Raw genomic sequence first — 18,585 nt, 5'->3', positions numbered from 1 at the left:
ATTACGCTTATAAGTGCCAGGTGAAATGCGTCATAAGCAGATTCCTCCGGTGTAGGGTAGTCGGATAGATAAAATGGCTGCTATTCATTGTTTTTATTAAGGGAGGTGATGTTCCTCCCTTTTATTTATTTATTCGGAAACGTTACGGCTTAAATGTTTGCTCTCAACCAGACGGGTGGACCACCAGCACACCAGCGAGCCGAGGCTCACCATCGCGGTACCTTGCCAAAACGACATCGTCAGGTGTGAACTCAGGATAAAAGCCGCTAAAACGGAGGAAATAATCGGGATAAAGTAAGACGCTGCCGCCAGCAAAGTCACGTTGCCGTGCAGTATGCCCACGTTCCACGCGGCATAGCCAAATCCCATCGCCATGGCGGCCAGTGCCAGGCAGATCCAAACTTGTAGTGATAAAACAAACGGCGGTTGCGGTGACAACAGGAATTTAATCCACAGCGTTAATGCCGTTAAAATAAAGAACAGCGTGATGCCATTACTACCGTTGGCAATTTTTTTCGTCACCACACAATAAATTGCCCAAATTATCGCACCACTGAACGCCAGGCCGTAGCTTAAAGGATTATTCATCACGTTATGGGTGATTTCAGCGAATGAGAACCCCTGGTCGCCGCCCAAAACACGACAGATACCCGCTACGGCCAAAATAACGCCGGGGATAATTAAAGGGCTGACTTTTTGCCTGTTAACGATCACCGCCAGCACAATCGTCATACTTGGCCATAAATAATTCACCATGCCAACTTCAATCGCCTGACGACCGTTATGGGTAAAACCCAGTGACAGCGAGAGGCAAAGTTCATAACAGACAAATAACGCGCTGCCGATGTACAAATAGCTGCGTGGAAACTTACGAAGATCCGGGAAGCCCACCGTAAACAACAGCAACAGAGCACTGCAACTGTAAATCAATGCCGCCCCTGCAACCGGGCCAAAACCTTCACTGACACTTTTAATCAGGCCAACAATTGCACTCCATAACAGGATGGCAATCAAACCGATGAGCGTCGCTTTTTTCTGGGGCATAACCCACTACCTCGTTTGGATTTACTGTTCACCCCCAGGGGGGAACACAGACCTGTTAAATTCAGGTTAAAACCAGCATCAAACTATGCCGCCTGATGCACAGTGTAAAGACGTTAAAAAGGGCAAAAGTCAGGGAATGTGATCGCTCTCTTAAATCGTTTAGAAAATTATTACGCCAATAAAAAATGCATAACTATATGAAAATAATAATATAAAAATTTTTCTCCTGTAGAAATATCCCATCAAATCGTATTTCCTTTGTATTTTTAATGTATACAAAAAAGTCTCACCAATTGACCTCACTGCGCGCCTTGTGCAAATTTTTAACAAACGCAACCTCATCGCGTTGCATATGGCCCTGATTTCACCCTGGAGAGTCTGATGATGACATTTGAAGGTATCTACACCCCCGCGATTACCCCTTACGCTGCAGACGGCAGCATTGATTTCGCTGCGTTTGCCAACGTACTGGAGTCACTGATTGAAGCGCGGGTGCACGGCATTATCATTGGTGGTTCTACCGGTGAGTATTATGCACAAAGCGCAGAAGAGCGTCTTTCTCTGGTTGAGCACGCACGCAAAGTGATCGGCAACCGCCTGCCACTGATTGTGGGCACCGGTGCCATTCGAACTGAAGATGCCATCGTGTTTGCCACTCATGCCCGTGACCATCAGGCCGATGCCATTCTGGTTACCTCTCCTCCGTATGCGTTGCCAACCGAAATGGAAAACGCGCACCATGCGCTGAGCGTGGATAAGGCCGCACAGCTGCCGATCATGCTCTACAACTATCCAGGGCGTATGGGCATCACCATGGGTGAAACCTACTTCCGCGAAGTCAGCCGCTCGAAAAACGTGGTGGCGATTAAAGAGAGCTCAGGTGATTTCAATAATCTGCACCTGCTGGCCTGTCAGTTCCCTAACATTGCGCTGTCGTGCGGCTGGGATGACCAGGCGCTGGAGTTCTTTGCTTGGGGCGCGCGCAGCTGGGTGTGCGCGGGTTCTAACTTCATCCCACGTGAACATGTTGCGCTCTATAACGCCTGCGTGGTGGAGAAGGATTTCGATAAAGGTCGCAACATCATGGCCGCCATGATGCCGCTGATGAACTTCCTGGACGGGGGCAAATTTGTGCAATCTATCAAGCACGGTGTTGAGCTGGCGGGGCTGAACGCGGGCCCAGTGCGTGCTCCTCTGCAAGCACTAAGTGAAGAAGAGCAAGCGCAGTTGCAGGCGGTGATCGCCGATGTAAAACGCAATGTTGCTGCTGTTGCCGTGCTGTAAGGAATGCGCATGAAACAAGTCCAAACGCTGAGCGATGTTGTCAATATCGCGCGCGAGTTGCGCTTTCCCCATCAGGCCTTTATTAACGGACGCTTCACCGCGTCTCAATCCGGCCACACGCTGGAAACCACTAACCCGGCAACCGGTGAGGTGCTGGCAGACATTGCCGCCTGTAACCGTGATGACGTCAATGTGGCGGTGCAGGGCGCGCGGTGTGCATTTGAAGCAGGAAGCTGGAGCCAACTGCATCCTGGCGAGCGAAAAGCAGTCTTGCTGAAGTTAGCGGATTTGCTGGAAAAGGAAGTCACGCAGTTGGCGGTGCTGGAGAGTCTTGATAGCGGTAAACCGGTCAGTGAATGTCTGGCCGTCGATGTGCCGGAGACCATCCATGTTATCCGCTGGCATGCGGAAGCCATCGACAAGCTTTACGACCAAACGGCCCCAGTGGGTAGTACGGCAATGGCGATGATTGTGCGAGAACCTATTGGTGTGGTCGGTTGCGTATTGCCGTGGAACTTTCCGCTGCTGATGCTAGCTTGGAAAATCGGTCCGGCCCTGGCCGCAGGGTGTTCAGTGGTGGTGAAGCCAGCAGAACAGACCTCACTGACTGCGCTGCGCGTGGCAGAGTTGGCTTACGAGGCGGGCATTCCTGCCGGCGTGCTGAATATCGTGACCGGCACGGGCAAAGACGTGGGTGAGCCAATGGGCTTACATCCTGATATCGATATGGTGAGTTTCACCGGTTCGACCGCCACCGGTCGACGGTTCCTGCACTATTCGGCGGAGTCCAATCTGAAAAAGATTGTGCTGGAGTGTGGGGGTAAAAACCCGGCGCTGGTGTTTGAAGATGCTGAGGATCTGGCGAGTGTAGCGGCCAACGTGTTAAGCGGCGCATTCTGGAATATGGGTGAGAACTGTTCCGCGACATCGCGCTTGCTAGTGCACGAAGATGTCAAAGACAAGCTGCTGGCATTGATGGCCGATCAGTTGGTTGCGTGGCGTATGGGCAATCCACTCGATCCTGAAAATCGCCTTGGCACGATGATCTCCACCGAGCATTTCTGCAAGGTCAGCGATTACCTGAAAACGGCACGTAAAGAAGGATTACGCGTTATTCAGGGCGGATTTACCGATCGCGGTATTTACGTGCAGCCGACCATTGTTGATGGTGTTACGCCGAAAAGTGCACTGTTCCGTGAAGAGATTTTTGGTCCAGTGCTGTGTGTCACCACCTTCAAAACGGAAGCAGATGCTATCGCATTAGCCAACGATACGGATTACGGCCTCGCTGCTTCGGTCTACACCGGTAAGTTGAGCCGTGCGATACGCGTGTCTCGTGCGGTGCGTTCTGGCACGGTAACGGTTAACTGCTTTGGTGAAGGGGATGCGACTACACCGTTTGGCGGGTATAAGCAGTCCGGTTTTGGCGGGCGGGATAAATCCGTTTTTGCGCTCGACCAGTACACTGAGTTAAAAACCATCTGGATCGATGTTCCTGCCGAATAATTTCTTATCCGCCTGCCAGAGATGGCAGGCATTCTGCCCGGTAACGCATTGTTATGCTTCATGACCAGGATGTGTGATGCGCATAAGAATGCGATCAATATGCTGTGATTATTTTTGCCGTATACACACTTTTTCTGTAGGTTAAGCAGGAGTTGAGCGTGTTTATTCATCACAGGAGGTCACATTGCGATCGGGAAAAGCCGCGTTATATGAAGATTTAAAACGCCTTATTTTGACCATGGAACTGGACCCTGACGAACTGTTAGATGAAGCCAGCCTGACCGGGCAATACGGTTTGTCTCGCACGCCCGTACGTGAAGTGTTCCAGCGTTTAGCCGGGGAAGGCTATCTGGAAATTGTTGAGAAACGCGGTGTTCGCGTCATCCCGATGAGCCACTCCACACTGCGCAATTTTTTCCTGGTCGCGCCGATGATTTATGCCGCAACCGGCCGCCTGGCAGTGCAGAACGTGAAACCTTCCCAGTTAAAGTCCCTTAAGGAAACGCAAAAGCGCTTCCGTAAAGCCGTGCAAAGTCGCGACGCAGAAGCGTTGGCACTGGAGAACAACCGATTCCACGAAATTATGGGCGAAATGGCGGGCAATCCCTATTTGCAGCCCAGCCTGGGACGCTTACTGATTGACCATTGTCGTATCGGCCACACGTTCTTCCGCCCGCAGAATGAAGATATGGAGCGCCGTTTGCTGCTGGCGGCAGAGCACCACGATGCTTTTATTCAGGCGATAGAAGCGCGGGATGAACAGAAGGTGGTCGATTTAGTGTTCGAGCATTGGGAGTTGTCACGCGAGAACATGGAAATCTTTATCGCGCCGCAGGGGCTAACAGCGGATGATCTGGTGCAGTCTTCGGAAGGGAATAAGCGCTAAGCGTTGACTTAATTTAGACAGGTGCGCATTGATGCGCACCGCTACACTCATCCAGTAACGCTTATTCGTTGCCCCACTGGTTTAAAAAGTTAGCAATCTCATCGATTCGCCGCGCTTCAATACCCGCTTCAACGGCCATCTCCTGCTGTGATTCTTCGCTGATCTCTTCGTTATTCGACAGACGCGTGAGTAACAGCTGGAAATAGTGTGCCAGTGCTTCAAATTCTGCTTCACTGACATCATATTCTGATTCCGATGCGTACTCTTCGGCGATGTCATAATATTTCAGTGCTATTTGAGGTCTCATTCTTCGCTTCCCAATTTAGACTTTAAGCATCTTAACGGCGGCATCGATGTCGATCTCATCTTCCGTAAAGATTAAGGTTGTGCCCTGGAAGGTGGTCACCGCCAGTTTTTTCACGGAGCGCATCTCATTAGGTTTCACATCTGATTTTGGCTTGATATTGTTCATCAGGATGCCCACAGACAGCACGGTGTTTTCTTTATCAATACGGGTATCAACCGGCTCTTCTTCGCTGTATACCACGAAGGATTTGATCGATGTGAGCTTGAGGCGTTCGCCAGCAATAAAGATGTATTTGCTATCCGGGATGACTTTCACCGCAAAGGCGGATAGGCCTTTGTTGTTGGTGGTGGGTTCGAATGTCACCGCCGCATCTTTCTTGATCAGATCAGGGTTGGCGACCTTAATCACATGAAAATAACGGTTATCACCGTTTTCATCTTTGATAAATCCAAAACCCTTTTCTTGAAACCAGGTTGTGATTGTTCCGTTCATCGCCATTACCGCCTACTTAATCGTTTATTTGCTCAATTTTTTGCAGCGCGCAGTGTAATGCACAATGCGCGCGCAGACTATGCCTTTGCGCTAAGTCTGGACGAGAATTTTGTAGAGTGCGAGTGAAGGGGTAAATTCGTGGTTCGGCGCAAAATGGGGTATCATCCGCAGCCACTTTCCAGCCGGGCAGCCAAATGTCACCCATCCTCGATACTTTCATTGCCCCGCCTTGTGATGAGCAGATTGAAACGCTTTATCAGGATGAGCATTTGTTGCTGATCAACAAACCCAGCGGACTGCTGAGTCTGTCGGGGAAAAATCCACAGAATCTCGATTCGGTGCATTATCGGTTAGTGAAGACTTTCCCCGGTTGTACGTTGGTTCATCGTCTTGATTTTGGTACGTCAGGTTTAATGGTGATCGCGCTCAACAAGGCCATCAATGCTGCGCTTTGCCAGCAGTTTAGCGCGCGAACCGTGACCAAAATCTACAGTGCCTTACTTTACGGACATCTTGATGAAAACGAAGGGCTAATAGACGCGCCGATCGCTAAAGATCCCGCAATGTTTCCCTTGATGTCGATTTGCCCGATTAACGGCAAACCAGCACGCTCACGCTATCAGGTGGTGGAACGCTTCACGCGTAAGGCGGAGGACGGGACGTTAATACCCTTGACGCGGGTGCAACTCTTTCCGGAGACCGGGCGCACCCACCAGTTGCGTATTCACTGCCAACAATTGGGGCACCCGATTTTAGGTTGTGACCTGTATGGCGGGCTCAAATCACCAGGGACTGAAGGGACTCGGCGTTTGATGTTGCACGCCAGTGAACTGCATTTTGTACATCCCATCAGCGGAACGTTAATCGAGGCACGTAATGCCAGTCCGTTCTGAACCTGGCAACTTAATTACCACATTAAATCATCAGGCACTTTGAAATCGGCGTACGGGTCATCTTCATCCTGCACGTCCTGACTTACGACACTGTTCAACACAATACTTTCGGCATCGCGTTGGGCAATTTTATCGGCAACGACCGCTGGAATAATTGCGTACTCGCTTTTACCGCTGCTATCCGTGACCAGGCGCGCAATGGCCAGACGACCATTAATCAGCTGGGTTTGTGTCTGCTTATCGACAGCGATTTTTTTGATGAGATTATTGTCGGTGAAATTGAAATCAATGCTGCCTTTGGCGACGGTGATGCGGTTCATCTCAATCAGTTGCTTCACCTGAGCTTTATACTCTTTGGTTAACACTGCCTGCTTTTGCTGTTCGCTTAACTGTTTATCACGCTCAACTTGCGCTTTTTTGTTCTCTTCTACCGCCGCTCTGGCTTCGCGCGCCTGCACGCGTGATTTCTTCGCTGTTCTCTGGACCTTCTCCATTTTTTTGCTGGAGACCAGTCCTGCTTTAAGCATCTGTTCTTGCAAGGTGAGTTTTGTCATCTTCGTCTCTAAACCCGTGAAAACCATCGCGGGATTATACCCGTAATGCGGGGCGCGATCACTTCAAGCAGGGGATTAACGCATCAATAACGCCACTAACGCCAGCAAAGCCGGGAGAGCCTGCACATAGAGGATTTTGCGGCTGGCGGTGGCAGCACCAAAAATTCCAGCGATCACTACGCAAATGAGGAAGAAGTAACTGACAGGCAAACCGCTTTCGCCCAGCCATAACCCCCAAAGTAAACCTGCTGCCAGGAAGCCGTTATACAACCCTTGGTTAGCGGCGAGAACGCGTGTTGAGCGGGCAAAATCTGCGCTGAGTTTAAACGCTTTACGACCTGTATTGGTTTCCCATAAAAACATTTCCAGCACCAAAATGTAGAGATGTATTACGGCAACGATAAAGATAAGGATGTTTGCTAACACGGGAAGTCCTTTTATCAGAATTAATGGTGCTGGATTATAGATGATGTCATCAATTTACTGTTTTTCCGCCGATCATTTCTCTCCTGGGGCGCACATGGGATATATTTGAACCGTTATCCTAAAAATTTCTTGGTCACAGGTACTCTCAGCAATGGCTTTGATCCCCAAAAACTACGCGCGGCTGGAAAGCGGCTACCGCGAGAAAGCACTGAAAATCTATCCGTGGGTATGTGGACGCTGTGCGCGCGAATTTGTCTATTCCAACTTGCGCGAACTCACCGTTCACCATATCGATCACGATCACACCAATAACCCCGAAGATGGCAGCAACTGGGAGTTGTTGTGCCTGTATTGCCATGACCATGAGCATTCGAAATACACCGAAGCAGACCAGTACGGCACCACTGTGGTGGCGGGAGAGGACGCGCAGAAAGATGTTGGGGCGGCGACTTACAATCCCTTTGCTGATTTGCAGTCAATGCTGAACAAGAAGAAGAAATAACGCCAGCAAGGCTCACGCCAGAACCTTTCCTACATGACAGGATAAAGGGTGGTGATGGGCCTTGATGCACCATTAAGCACTACTCCCGATCCTGCCTGCACGCCATCACCTGCGATAACACCGTATCCCGCCATCACTCTCATTCATTTTTGAGATCAACTACGCATCCTTGCACGGATCGCGTTGACAACATTTCATCAACCTCATTAAATTTCGATACATCATGTATACATGAAATATACATTAAAAATGCATCTCAGCTTTACGCTTTACACCACAACTAAACCCTACAGGGTGTCTGCTTTTAAGCAGCCATCCACTCAAAAAGTGTACTGGAGTAACGGAATTGCAAAAGATCACCTCACTACCTGCAGATGATTCAATGCCTGGTTGGTTTCATACCAGTGCGGCACGCACGCCGCGCCCGGCGCATATTGGTCAAAAGAAAGCACGTTTCGCGATTGTTGGAGCAGGTTTAACCGGTCTGGCAGCGGCACGACAGTTAGCGTTGAACTTCCCCAATGACGAAGTGGTGCTGATTGAAGCACAAGAGGTCGGTTTTGGATCGGCAGGGCGTAACGCGGGTTTCGCCATTGATGTACCGCATGATATTGGCGCGAAAGATTATATCGGGGATGTCACCATCGCGAATAAAATCCTCACGCTCAATACGCTGGGGCAGAACACGCTGCGTCAAATCGTGCAGGAGCATCATATCGATTGCCAGATGACGGAGTCCGGAAAATATCAGGCTGCGGTAGGTGAGGAGGGCACGAAGATTCTGGAAGCCTATCGCAATGGTCTGGCAAAAATAGGCCGGGATTCTCAGATGATCTCCGGTCAAGATCTGCCGGATCATATTGGGACGTCTTATTACAAACAGGCGCTGTTTATTCCCGGCACCATTCTGCTGCAACCCTCTGCTTTGGTGAAAGGCCTGGCGGATAGTCTTCCGCCCAACGTGACTCTCTATGAATACACGCCCGTTACCTCGATTGATTACGGCAGCAAAATTACGCTGGTGCACGAAAAAGGCAGCATCACCGCAGATACGCTGGTTTTGGCCAATAACGGTTTTGCCGCTCATTTTGGTTTCTTACAACGTCGATTACTGCCCACTTTCCTGTATGGCAGCCTGTCGCGTCAGCTGACTGAAGAGGAGCAAGCGCGTCTGGGGGGCCAACCCGTGTGGGGCGTGATTCCGGCACATCCGTTTGGCAGCACCATCCGTCGCACGCTGGATAATCGCATTTTGGTACGCAATAGCTTTAGCTTCCATCCCGATGGGCGCCCACGTGCCAGATATCTGACGCAATATTTGGATAACCATCGCAAATCGTTTGAACGCCGCTTTCCGATGCTGCCGGACGTTAATTTCGAATACACCTGGAGTGGCGCGATCTGCTTGTCTGAAAACCATGAAGGCTTCTTCGGCAAACTGGCACCAAATGTTTATGGTGCGCTGTGTTGTAACGGTCTGGGCATTACGCGCGGTACAGCAACGGGCAAGTTGATTGCAGATATGATCGCCGGCGAACGCAACGATCTGATCGATTTTCTCACCCAATCACCCGGCCCCAATCAAACCCCAGCCGAGCCTTTTTTGTCGATTGGCGTTAACTCGGTGCTGAAATGGGGGCAGTATCGTGCGGGGCTGGAAGTGTAATTTGCCTGATTAATGCGCAACGGGCGAATGGACGGTCGGGAGCTTCAAGTTGTCCGCCACGTCCATAATTCGCCCTGAGAACGGCTGGAGAGACAGAAGATGAACATTTTGTGCGGTTATTTCTTATTTAAAATCAATTCATTATGGTTTATTGCCATTTTGAGGCTGAAAAATATCTTGCTATCAAATAGCGCGCTATATAAATTCTAATCCAACACGAACACCAACACACGTTTTTAATCATTTAAATAGCACGCGATATAATCGCTAAAAACAAAAAGGAACATGCCAGATGAAAATCAAACACACATTAATCGCCGTTGCCATGGCCGCTGCTGCAACCAATAGCTTTGCGGCGTCACCTCAGCCAGAGCGTCACGTGCAGCAATTTTTGAATGCGCTCAATAGCGGAGGAGGTAAACCTATTGAGCAGTTGTCTCCTGAAGCTGCACGTCAGGTGCTGATTGATGCGCAAAAGGGGGTGAAACTGCCCGCCGCTCTAGTCAGTGAAAAAACCATTGATGTGCAGGGCCAGAAAATCACACTGACCATCGTGAAGCCGCCGCATGCTGAAGGGACACTGCCGGTCTTTATGTTCTTCCACGGCGGCGGTTGGATATTGGGCGATTTCCAGACTCATGAGCGTCTGGTGCGTGACCTGGTGGTGGAATCCGGTGCCGCAGCGGTATTTGTTAACTACACGCCGTCACCCGAGGCCCACTTCCCGGTGGCGATTAATCAAGCCTATGCCGCCACACGCTGGGTAGCTGAACACGGTAGCGAAATCGGGGTAGATGGCACGCGTCTGGCGCTGGTCGGTAACAGTGTGGGAGGCAATATGGTGGCAGCCGTTGCTCTACAAGCGAAGCAACAGCACACCCCGGCGATTCGCTATGATGTAATGCTGTGGCCGGTGACCGATGCCCATTTCAATACAGCGTCCTATGACCAGTTCCAGAACGGCTATTTCCTGTCACGCAATATGATGAAGTGGTTCTGGGATGCTTACACCACCAAAGAGAGCGATCGCAACAACATCCTGGCCTCACCACTGCGCGCCACGCGTGAACAATTGCAGGGATTACCGCCAACCTTAATTCAGACGGCAGAATTGGATGTATTGCGTGATGAAGGCGAAGCCTTTGGACGCAAACTGGACGCTGCGGGTGTGGATGTTACCGTTACACGCTATAACGGCTTGATTCATGATTATGGTCTGCTTAACGGCTTGAGTGATGTCCCGGCGGTTCGCACCGCCATCCGCCAGGCGGCGGAGGAACTCAAGACCCATCTGCAATAACCACACAGGCCAGACGCATCAGGCGTCTGGCCTCTTTCGCTCAGAACTTAGATTCCCCTCACCACTTCATCTCACCGGTATTCACTTTGGCACTTAATTCCAGTGAACTCTCGTCTGGCAGGCCGGGATACGCCGCTTTCATCGCCTGAATCACTTCAGCAGAACCCTTATTTTTCTGCAGAGCGTTCTCAAAAGTTTGCAGATAGTTGAGCGTGAAGGTCACCGCCTGATCTCCCGCTGGACGGGTACCGATGTAGTGGCCTGGGATCACCACTTTTGGTTTCAACTGCTGAATTTCAGACAGTACGCTGCGCCACTGCGCGCGGCTGGCCGGTGTCTGTGTATCTGCGGTCCAGACGTGGATACCGGCCGCCACAGCGGTGCCACCTAATACGGCTTTGTTGGCTGGAATCCACACGTAGGCTGATTTGTCATCGGCATGGCGTAACTCAATGCGTTCACCGTCCACGCTAAAGGCCGTTTGATGAGTCATCTGCGGGACATAAAGGTGAGCGGGGGCGCCGCCGGGCATTTTCGGACCCCAGTACTGCAATTTAGCGTCTTTGGTGGCTTCGATATGTTCAACCACTAGCGGTGATGCAACGATTTTCACCTGCGGATAGGCTGTGACAATCGGTTCCAGACCGAAATAGAAATCAGGATCGCCAGAGGTGATGACAATCTGCGTCAGTTTCTTGCCGCTGGCCTTGATCATCTGCACCAGTTTCTCGCCATCTTTCGGGCTGAATTGTGCATCGAACAGAATCGCCTCATGGGGGCCAGAAACCAGCGTAGAGGATACCGGGAATACGCCTTGCTCCTGAGGATTGTAGACCTCTAAATGCAATGGGGCGGCAAAGGCGGGGCTTGCGGCGAGTGTCATCATCAACGGCAGGGTCTTCATCTTCATTTTAAGGTCCTTAATTCGGTCTTCGGCAGGTAACAGGGCCATTGTATGTAAATTGCCGTTTGATAGAATTCCCGCAATTAGAGATGCTCAGTTTCATAAAACGATCAGATGGAGACGCATGGACAGAGTGACCGCCGCATCGGTGTTTAACCGCATTTGCGAACTGGGCAGCCTGAGTGCCGCGGCGCGGGCACTGGATATCTCACGTCCGATGGTCAGCCGTTATCTGGATGAGATGGAAAAATGGGCGGGCGCTCGTTTGCTGCATCGTTCGTCCCGACGCCTCACCATCACGCCTGCCGGGGAGAAAATCCTCGAAAAAACCCGCATGTTGGCCCGGCTGGCAGATGAAATCACCGGGCAGGGCGCGCCGGGAGAGCCGCAGGGCACGTTGCGCGTGGCTTGCGCCCATTCCACCGCAACCCATATCCTTGGTCCGATGATTCCGGCGTTTCTGGCACGCTATCCGGCGGTGCGGATTGAACTTGAAATCAACAACCAACCGATAAGCCTGGTGGGAGAACGTATTGATGTCGCGGTGCGTATCACCGACGATCCGGAACCAGGGGCGATTGCGCGGCGGCTTGGCGAATGTATTTCGGTGGTCTGCGCCTCACCGGGCTATTTGCGTGAGCACGGCACACCGGATACGCCACAGGCACTGGCTCAGCACAATTGCCTGCACTACAGTCGCTTTGCCGGGCAGAGCTGGCAGTTCAAAGACGCACAGGGCGAAGCGGTGACGGTTGCGGTAAGTGGCAATTTTAGTGCGGGCATTTCGTCCGTGTTATGTGATGCCGCCATCGCGGGATGTGGGTTGGCGATGGTGCCGGAGATGGAAGCCCGAGCCGGCATTGAAAGCGGGCAGCTACAATGCGTGCTGCCCGATTTTGCCCCCAAAACGCTGGGCATCTACGGTTTATATATGTCGCGAGAACGGCAACCGGCGGCGCTACGGCTCTTTCTGGATGCAGTGCAGCAGCGGCTTAACGGGGAGTAGCCCATCCGTTATGCGACCGGCGTGACCTGCATAAAGTGCATAATAGCTACTAAGGTGACAATCGATAACACGGTTGAAATCAGGATCGCGCCTGACGTGATCTGTGCATCGCGACGATAGTACTCCGCCAGCATAAACGGCCCGGTGCCAGTGGGTAATGCCGCCAGAAGAATCGCCATTTTGGTCAGGTCATCGGGCAGATGAAACAACCACACGGCCAGCAGCCAGGTTAGCAATGGCTGCAAGATCAATTTAGCAACCACAACTAACCCGACGGTGGAAACGCTCATTTTCGCGCCACTTGGCAGTTCGCTGGATTTAGCTTTCTGCCTGCTGGCCAGAAACACCCCTAAACAAACCAAAGCACAGGGACTGGCTGCGCCACCTAGCATCTTCAGGAATGTCTCAATGCTATCAGGTAATGTTAATCCCGCGCTGGAACAAGCTGCGCCCAGCAACGGTGAGATAATCAGCGGGTTTTTAAGGATGGCGCGCAGGACTTTAATGGCCAGTCGATGAAATTCGCGCTCACTCTGCAAGCCAATTTCAATCATCGCGATGGCTATCGCAAACAAGATACAGGCGACCACAATGGTGGCAGTGGTGGTTGGGATCAGGCTGCTCTTACCAAAGATCAGCAGCAATAACGGGAAACCGAGATAGCCGGTATTGGGATAAGCAGCAGCAACCCCGTCGACACTGGCATCGGCAGTGGACTTGCCTTTGGCCTTTTGAAAGGCAAAAACGATGACGAAAGCCGCAGCACAGGAGAGGGCAAACGCCCAGAAAAATCCCGGCTGATAAATGGTGTGCCATGGCGTATGCGCCATGATGTCAAACAACAACGCAGGCAGTGCCAGCCAGACCACGAACTTATTCAGTTCAGTGGCAGCAGTGGGCCCCAGTACCCCCAACATGCGACAGGCGTATCCCGCCACAATTAAGCCGAACACCGGCAAAAGAATCAGAAACGTAGCTAACATTATGTCCTCCCGTTAAGCTGGAGGACTGTAAAGTGTTTCCTGATACAGTTCCAATAGCAAATCTGACCGGGATTGATACGAAAAATGAATCATGCTGGATATTAAGCCGCTGCGTTACTTCATCGCGCTGGCTGAAGTGAAGAACTTCCATCGCGCAGCGGAGCGCCTGCATATGTCGCAGCCGTCGCTGAGTCGTCATATTGCTGCCTTAGAGAAAGCCGTGGGAACCTTGCTGGTGGAGCGCAACACGCGCCAGCTGATGCTCACGCCCGCAGGCGAAAGCTTTTATCAGGATGCGCGCAAGATCCTTGAGGCATTGCAGCAGGCGCAAAGCCTGGCGCGTGAAACCGCTTCAGGAAAATCGGGTTCCTTGCGCGTCGGCTTTACCATGTATTCGGCACACAGCGTGATCCCTGAATATGTGCGCTTGATTCGCCACCATTACCCAAATATCGCGCTGGAGCTGGAAGAGGCCGTCACTGAAGACCTGCCGGATAAAGTGCTGGCGGGCGAGGTGGATCTCGCCGTGCTGGTGGAAGGCACGTCACGTGTCGGCATGCAAACGCTAACCGTGTTAACAGAACCTTTGTGCGTGGCGATGTCGCGCACTCACCCCTTGGCCAAAAGTCGAAAATTACAAATCGAAGATCTGCGTGACGATCCTTTTGTCATGACAGCAGCCAGTGCCGGTAGCCGTTTAACCGCAGTGATTATGGATTATTGCCGCGCCCACGGTTTTGAGCCGATGGTGAGTTTACAGGTTCGATTACAACACACCATGCTGAGTCTGGTTAATGATGCCAGCTATGTGGCGCTGGTGCCGTCTTCGGTTCAGCAGTTGAAAATGGATGGCATCGTATTCAAACCGTTGGCCGATGCGCCGCAGGTGAATCTCGCTGTGGCATGGAGCAGTGACAACCGCAATCCTTGTCTCGACAGTTTTTTAAAACTGCTGATTCAACGCCATTCAGATAAATAACCGTCCGCCAGCCGCACATTCTTTTGTGTGGTGTGGTTTTAAGCTATGAATTCAATCTGTTAAAGTCGAGGGCGTTTTATTACTGCGTGCGGTTTCAGCCTGAAATCGCCACTGCCCCCCCCTTTGGCTGATTAAAAATTAAACCAGTCCTTACTTAACCATTAAGCCAATTTTAATCTTCGCCCGCTAGAGTGCCCTCACAGTCACAACCATCATTCGTCAATACCAGAATCACGAGACAACACACGCTCGCTGTAAGCGAGCAATTCGCCGATACGATCGCGCTGGCGAATAAATTGTGTGGTTAGCATCAACCAGTAGCGCGGGCTGCATTGCTCTCGACGGAAACCCCGCAACAGCTGTAACCCAGGAAATGCGCCGCCGTGGAAACTGAGGTCAGGATGGAAATCATCACTGGCCCGGTAGCGCGCACGATGCCATAAGCCAATGGCTTGCACGAGTTGCGCAGCGCTAAAACTTTTCTCTTCAATACGTGTGATGAGTGCGGCCACACGTTCGCGTAATGACTTTAACGAGAACGCAGTATCAATCTCACCTTGCAGCTGTAATAGAGCGGCATCGATCTGCTGCAGATAATGTGCAGCATCGATCGGCAGCGGCTCATGGAAAAGCAGTGATTCCAGCCAGCGTTGATGTATCTGAAAATCGCGCCACAGGTAGTCTTCATCGACTTTATCTATCGTATCTTCTTCCGTGTGCCACCACCAACCGCCGCCACTGCCGGGCGAGAGGGATTGCCGCTGCTCAGGCACTTCACGTAAAGCAAAATGCAGCGGGATGCCCAATCCCCAGAAAGACTGGTCACCCCCTTTACCCATCGGCGTCACGCGATCGGCAGGTTTACCGGTTGTGGCTTTGATAGCCTGATGAAGCCAATCAGTCGATTCCGCGCCGCTGGCGTTAACCACCAACTGCGAACCGCCCTGACAGCCGGGTGAGTCGACATTAATATGCGCGACGCAATCGCGCAGTAACGCTGCACGGTGATGATCGGCATACCAGGTTGAACCGCCATAGCGCGCATTGGAGTGACCGGGCCAGAAAGCGATACGTAAACCGCGTAATAAGCGCTGGCCATTGAACAGTACAGCCAGCGCGAGGCACAGGGCGTTGCCGGTGGCATTATCCGTTACACCTTCATGCCATGAGTCGTAATGGGATGAGAGCAAGACAAACTCATCACTGCTGCCAGGCAATTCCACCACGGGTAGCGAGCAGGTGGCAACATGCTCATTTAAACGGGTGGTGATCTTTGCCGTAAGCTTTTGCGTTGATAATTGTGCTCGCAGTTGCGCACCAGCCTGATGATTAATGCTGATCACCGGAATGGTGGGATAGCGTTGCACATCATCGGGTACCGGTGTGCCCCAGATCGGGCCCACCGTCTCTTCATGCAGCGCGGATTCCGCTGAACCCCAGATATGAATTAACCCCAGCGCACCCGCTTGCATCAAACGCTGCACGTAATCCTCGAAGCCCTGGTCGGCGAGCACCAGTTTACCGCGTACCTTGTTAGACCAACTGGCTAACGCGTTCTCCGGGATGAACGCCAGAGATTGGGCATCGTAAAATATTTCTGCCTCCACGCCCTCAGGGCAGTGGGCCGAAAAGGATCGGGTTTTCGCCTCGAACGGTTGACCTGCCACGCTCAGGGTGGCGTCCAGTGGATCGCTCAGCCACAGATCGCAATATTCACGTCGATGCGGAATATGATGCTGGCTCAGCTGTTCACACAACCCGTCCGCACTTCGCTCCGCATCAGCGCTACCAGATAAACGATGCAGATGCTGGAACTGCTCCAGCGTCGCACGCATCAGCGCCTGTAAATCACTGGCTGGCATGAGCGGGTTCCACACGTGTGACTTTCATCTCCAGATCGCCAAAATAGTGCTGCTTCACTTTTTCCCAGGTGCCGTCAGCTACAATTTTCGCCAAACCTTCATTCAGCAATTTTTGCGTCTTTTCATCGCCTTTGCGCACGCCATAGGCCGATCCAATGCTGAACAATTGATCGTCGCGTACTTCAGGTCCGGTCAGCGCGAAATCCTTGCCTTCGGGTTTGTTTAAAAAACCATAGGTCACGGCAACGCCTGGACTTAATGCGCCATCAAGGCGTCCTGCCGCGAGATCCAGATAGATCGCATCCTGATCGGCATACATCACAATATCCACGCCTTTGGGAGCCCAGAATTTATTTACGTACATCTCCTGGATGGAACCCTGTTGCACGGCAATATGTTTGCCCTGCAGTGAAGCCGCATCGGGTTGGAGGTTGCTGCCTTTACGCGCCACTAATTTTGTCGGGATGTGATAAATGAAGTCGCTAAAGTCGATGGATTTACGACGCTTCTCGGTGGCGCCGAGCGGAGAGATGAAATCCACTTTTTTCGCCATCAGAGAGGGGATCTCTGCATCAAAGCTGCTGACCACGTACTCGCAGGTGATATTCACTGCTTTACACACCGCATTGGTGATATCAATTTCAAAACCGGTGGGTGTGCCGGAAGCGTCTCGGTACTGGAACGGAGGGTAGCTGAGGTCAGCGGCTACGCGTAACACGTTGTCTGCGGCAAAGAGTGGGCTGCTGCATGCCAGGGTCAAAGCGGCCACCATGGAAAGCGTCTTGTTCATTTTAATTCTCCTGCGGATCGGTTGATTGCCAGGCGATAAACTCATCGCGAACGGTTGTTAAATGATCGTTGTCTTGTAGGTCAAAGGTGGTCATGGCGAGGGCGCGTGCCGCATTCAGCATCGCTTCAATCCCGCTGTCAGAAGCTGCGGCAGCCGCAAACTCCGGAGTATGGGGGATCACATCACCAATACGTAAATAGGGATGGATGGCAGCCGTCACTTGGCTGACGTTGCCGATGTCTGAGGAACCGACACCACCCCGTTCCGGTGCGGCATGGGCCACTAAACCCAGCTGTTCAATATTGGACTGGAACAGACCGGCCAGTGCGTGGTTATTATTCCGTTCGGCGTAGGTGAGACCTTCTTCGATCTCAAGACGTGCACCGCTCATGGCTGCGGCACCTTGCGCGGCGGCGAACACTTTACTGCGCACGGTTTGTAAGCCCGCCACCGTTGCGGCGCGCATCAGGAATTTGGCTTCGGCATAAGCCGGGACAATGTTGGTGGCACTGCCGCCGTCGGTGATGATGCCATGGACTCTTACGTCATCCGTGAAGAACTGACGCAAGGCGTTAATGCCGACAAACGTCTGGATGACCGCATCCAGCGCGCTGATACCGAGATGCGGCGCGGAGGCGGCATGTGCCGCTTTGCCATAAAATTTGAAGGTGGCATCGACGCAGGCTAATGCACCCCGCGTCATCATGTTCTTTTCACGCGGATGGAACATCATTACCGCGTCAATGCCCGCAAATACGCCATCGTCCGCCATGATGATTTTCCCGCCGCCTTCCTCTTCAGCCGGTGTGCCAATCACTTCCAGTACGCCAGATTGCAAGGTGCCACTGTTAGCCAGCGCTACGGCGGCCGCCACTGAAGCGGTGCCAATCAGATTATGACCGCAGGCATGTCCAAGGTCCGGCAGCGCATCATATTCCGCCAGCAGTGCCACATGTGGGCCCGGTTTGCCCGTGTCCAATCGCGCCCGGAATGCCGTTTCCAGTCCTGCTACAGAGTTGCTGACTGTAAACCCAGCGGCCAGCAGAGGGGCTTGCAGTGCGGCACTGGCATAGTGCTCGGCAAAACTTAATTCCGGCTGTGCATGGATAGCACGCGCCAAATCGGTCATTTGTTGGCTTATCTGCTCAACCGCAAAAAGAATTTTATTCTTTTGCTCACTCATGGTGCATCCCCGTGCGGA

19 protein-coding genes are annotated in these 18,585 nt (G+C 52.1%); 9 read left to right on the top strand and 10 right to left on the bottom strand.

Translation table 11 applies throughout. The features are described from left to right. Window positions 1-129: 129 nt before the first annotated feature. On the bottom strand, window positions 130-1,044 hold the full coding sequence (yddG, locus tag QMZ30_RS24010) for an aromatic amino acid DMT transporter YddG (RefSeq protein ID WP_283229164.1): 915 nt from the start codon (window positions 1,042-1,044) through the stop codon (window positions 130-132). Between the two features lie 381 nt (window positions 1,045-1,425). Here yddG and QMZ30_RS24005 point away from each other — a divergent pair, with 381 nt between their 5' ends. From QMZ30_RS24005 to QMZ30_RS23995, 3 genes are all read left to right on the top strand, one after another. Then, entirely contained in the window at window positions 1,426-2,328 is a 903-nt protein-coding gene (locus tag QMZ30_RS24005) for a dihydrodipicolinate synthase family protein (RefSeq protein ID WP_283229163.1), read from the top strand. Window positions 2,329-2,337: 9 nt separating this feature from the next. Then, a complete protein-coding gene (locus tag QMZ30_RS24000; RefSeq protein WP_283229162.1) occupies window positions 2,338-3,834 on the top strand; it encodes an aldehyde dehydrogenase in 1,497 nt (498 codons plus the stop codon). A gap of 184 nt (window positions 3,835-4,018) precedes the next feature. Then, complete coding sequence (locus QMZ30_RS23995) at window positions 4,019-4,720, top strand: GntR family transcriptional regulator (protein WP_058970284.1); 702 nt, start codon at window positions 4,019-4,021, stop codon at window positions 4,718-4,720. A 61-nt stretch (window positions 4,721-4,781) separates the two neighbouring features. Here the strand turns inward: QMZ30_RS23995 and QMZ30_RS23990 are convergent, their stop codons facing one another. After that, window positions 4,782-5,027, bottom strand: a complete 246-nt coding sequence (locus QMZ30_RS23990; RefSeq protein ID WP_058970286.1) for a DUF2543 family protein — start codon at window positions 5,025-5,027, stop codon at window positions 4,782-4,784. 15 nt (window positions 5,028-5,042) lie between these two features. Next, window positions 5,043-5,525, bottom strand: a complete 483-nt coding sequence (locus tag QMZ30_RS23985; RefSeq protein WP_283229161.1) for a cold-shock protein — start codon at window positions 5,523-5,525, stop codon at window positions 5,043-5,045. Between the two features lie 188 nt (window positions 5,526-5,713). Here QMZ30_RS23985 and QMZ30_RS23980 point away from each other — a divergent pair, with 188 nt between their 5' ends. Next, entirely contained in the window at window positions 5,714-6,412 is a 699-nt protein-coding gene (locus tag QMZ30_RS23980) for an RluA family pseudouridine synthase (RefSeq protein ID WP_283229160.1), read from the top strand. A gap of 14 nt (window positions 6,413-6,426) precedes the next feature. On the opposite strand, the gene QMZ30_RS23975 is transcribed toward QMZ30_RS23980, so the two are convergent. Together QMZ30_RS23975 and QMZ30_RS23970 are read right to left on the bottom strand one after the other, a co-directional pair. Further along, entirely contained in the window at window positions 6,427-6,966 is a 540-nt protein-coding gene (locus QMZ30_RS23975; protein WP_283229159.1) for a DUF2058 domain-containing protein, read from the bottom strand. Between the two features lie 75 nt (window positions 6,967-7,041). Then, window positions 7,042-7,392, bottom strand: a complete 351-nt coding sequence (locus QMZ30_RS23970) for a DUF1304 domain-containing protein (RefSeq protein ID WP_283229158.1) — start codon at window positions 7,390-7,392, stop codon at window positions 7,042-7,044. A gap of 151 nt (window positions 7,393-7,543) precedes the next feature. Here QMZ30_RS23970 and yajD point away from each other — a divergent pair, with 151 nt between their 5' ends. From yajD to QMZ30_RS23955, 3 genes are all read left to right on the top strand, one after another. Beyond that, complete coding sequence (yajD, locus tag QMZ30_RS23965) at window positions 7,544-7,894, top strand: HNH nuclease YajD (RefSeq protein WP_039332287.1); 351 nt, start codon at window positions 7,544-7,546, stop codon at window positions 7,892-7,894. A gap of 382 nt (window positions 7,895-8,276) precedes the next feature. Beyond that, complete coding sequence (locus tag QMZ30_RS23960) at window positions 8,277-9,560, top strand: NAD(P)/FAD-dependent oxidoreductase (protein WP_283229157.1); 1,284 nt, start codon at window positions 8,277-8,279, stop codon at window positions 9,558-9,560. Between the two features lie 292 nt (window positions 9,561-9,852). Next, complete coding sequence (locus QMZ30_RS23955; protein WP_283229156.1) at window positions 9,853-10,860, top strand: alpha/beta hydrolase; 1,008 nt, start codon at window positions 9,853-9,855, stop codon at window positions 10,858-10,860. 58 nt (window positions 10,861-10,918) lie between these two features. On the opposite strand, the gene QMZ30_RS23950 is transcribed toward QMZ30_RS23955, so the two are convergent. Continuing rightward, window positions 10,919-11,770 (bottom strand): Vmh family MBL fold metallo-hydrolase, encoded by an 852-nt coding sequence (locus tag QMZ30_RS23950; RefSeq protein WP_283229155.1) that lies wholly within the window; start codon window positions 11,768-11,770, stop codon window positions 10,919-10,921. Between the two features lie 118 nt (window positions 11,771-11,888). Here QMZ30_RS23950 and QMZ30_RS23945 point away from each other — a divergent pair, with 118 nt between their 5' ends. Further along, window positions 11,889-12,770 carry a LysR family transcriptional regulator gene (locus QMZ30_RS23945; RefSeq protein ID WP_283229154.1) on the top strand — a complete coding sequence of 294 codons (882 nt, stop codon included), beginning with the start codon at window positions 11,889-11,891 and terminating at the stop codon, window positions 12,768-12,770. 8 nt (window positions 12,771-12,778) lie between these two features. On the opposite strand, the gene QMZ30_RS23940 is transcribed toward QMZ30_RS23945, so the two are convergent. Beyond that, complete coding sequence (locus QMZ30_RS23940) at window positions 12,779-13,753, bottom strand: AEC family transporter (RefSeq protein ID WP_283229153.1); 975 nt, start codon at window positions 13,751-13,753, stop codon at window positions 12,779-12,781. 91 nt (window positions 13,754-13,844) lie between these two features. On the opposite strand from QMZ30_RS23940, the gene QMZ30_RS23935 reads away from it, so the two are divergent. Then, window positions 13,845-14,732, top strand: coding sequence for a LysR substrate-binding domain-containing protein (locus QMZ30_RS23935; protein WP_283229152.1), 888 nt, complete (start codon window positions 13,845-13,847; stop codon window positions 14,730-14,732). Between the two features lie 212 nt (window positions 14,733-14,944). On the opposite strand, the gene QMZ30_RS23930 is transcribed toward QMZ30_RS23935, so the two are convergent. Genes QMZ30_RS23930 through QMZ30_RS23920 form a run of 3 tightly spaced genes read right to left on the bottom strand, consistent with a single transcriptional unit; the run spans window position 14,945 to window position 18,567 of the window. Next, the gene (locus QMZ30_RS23930; RefSeq protein ID WP_283229151.1) at window positions 14,945-16,594 is read right to left on the bottom strand and encodes a M28 family peptidase; all 1,650 of its coding nucleotides are present in this window, start codon (window positions 16,592-16,594) and stop codon (window positions 14,945-14,947) included. Then, window positions 16,581-17,384, bottom strand: a complete 804-nt coding sequence (locus tag QMZ30_RS23925; RefSeq protein ID WP_283229150.1) for a transporter substrate-binding domain-containing protein — start codon at window positions 17,382-17,384, stop codon at window positions 16,581-16,583. Before QMZ30_RS23925 ends, QMZ30_RS23930 begins: the two co-directional genes overlap by 14 nt. Window position 17,385: 1 nt before the next feature. After that, a complete protein-coding gene (locus QMZ30_RS23920) occupies window positions 17,386-18,567 on the bottom strand; it encodes a M20 family metallopeptidase (RefSeq protein WP_283229149.1) in 1,182 nt (393 codons plus the stop codon). Window positions 18,568-18,585 lie beyond the last annotated feature (18 nt).

The organism is Pantoea sp. EA-12 (assembly GCF_030053355.1).
GTDB lineage: Bacteria > Pseudomonadota > Gammaproteobacteria > Enterobacterales > Enterobacteriaceae > Pantoea > Pantoea vagans_C.
Note: the sequence above shows the minus strand (reverse complement) of the source record. Positions and strands in the feature narration are given on the sequence as shown.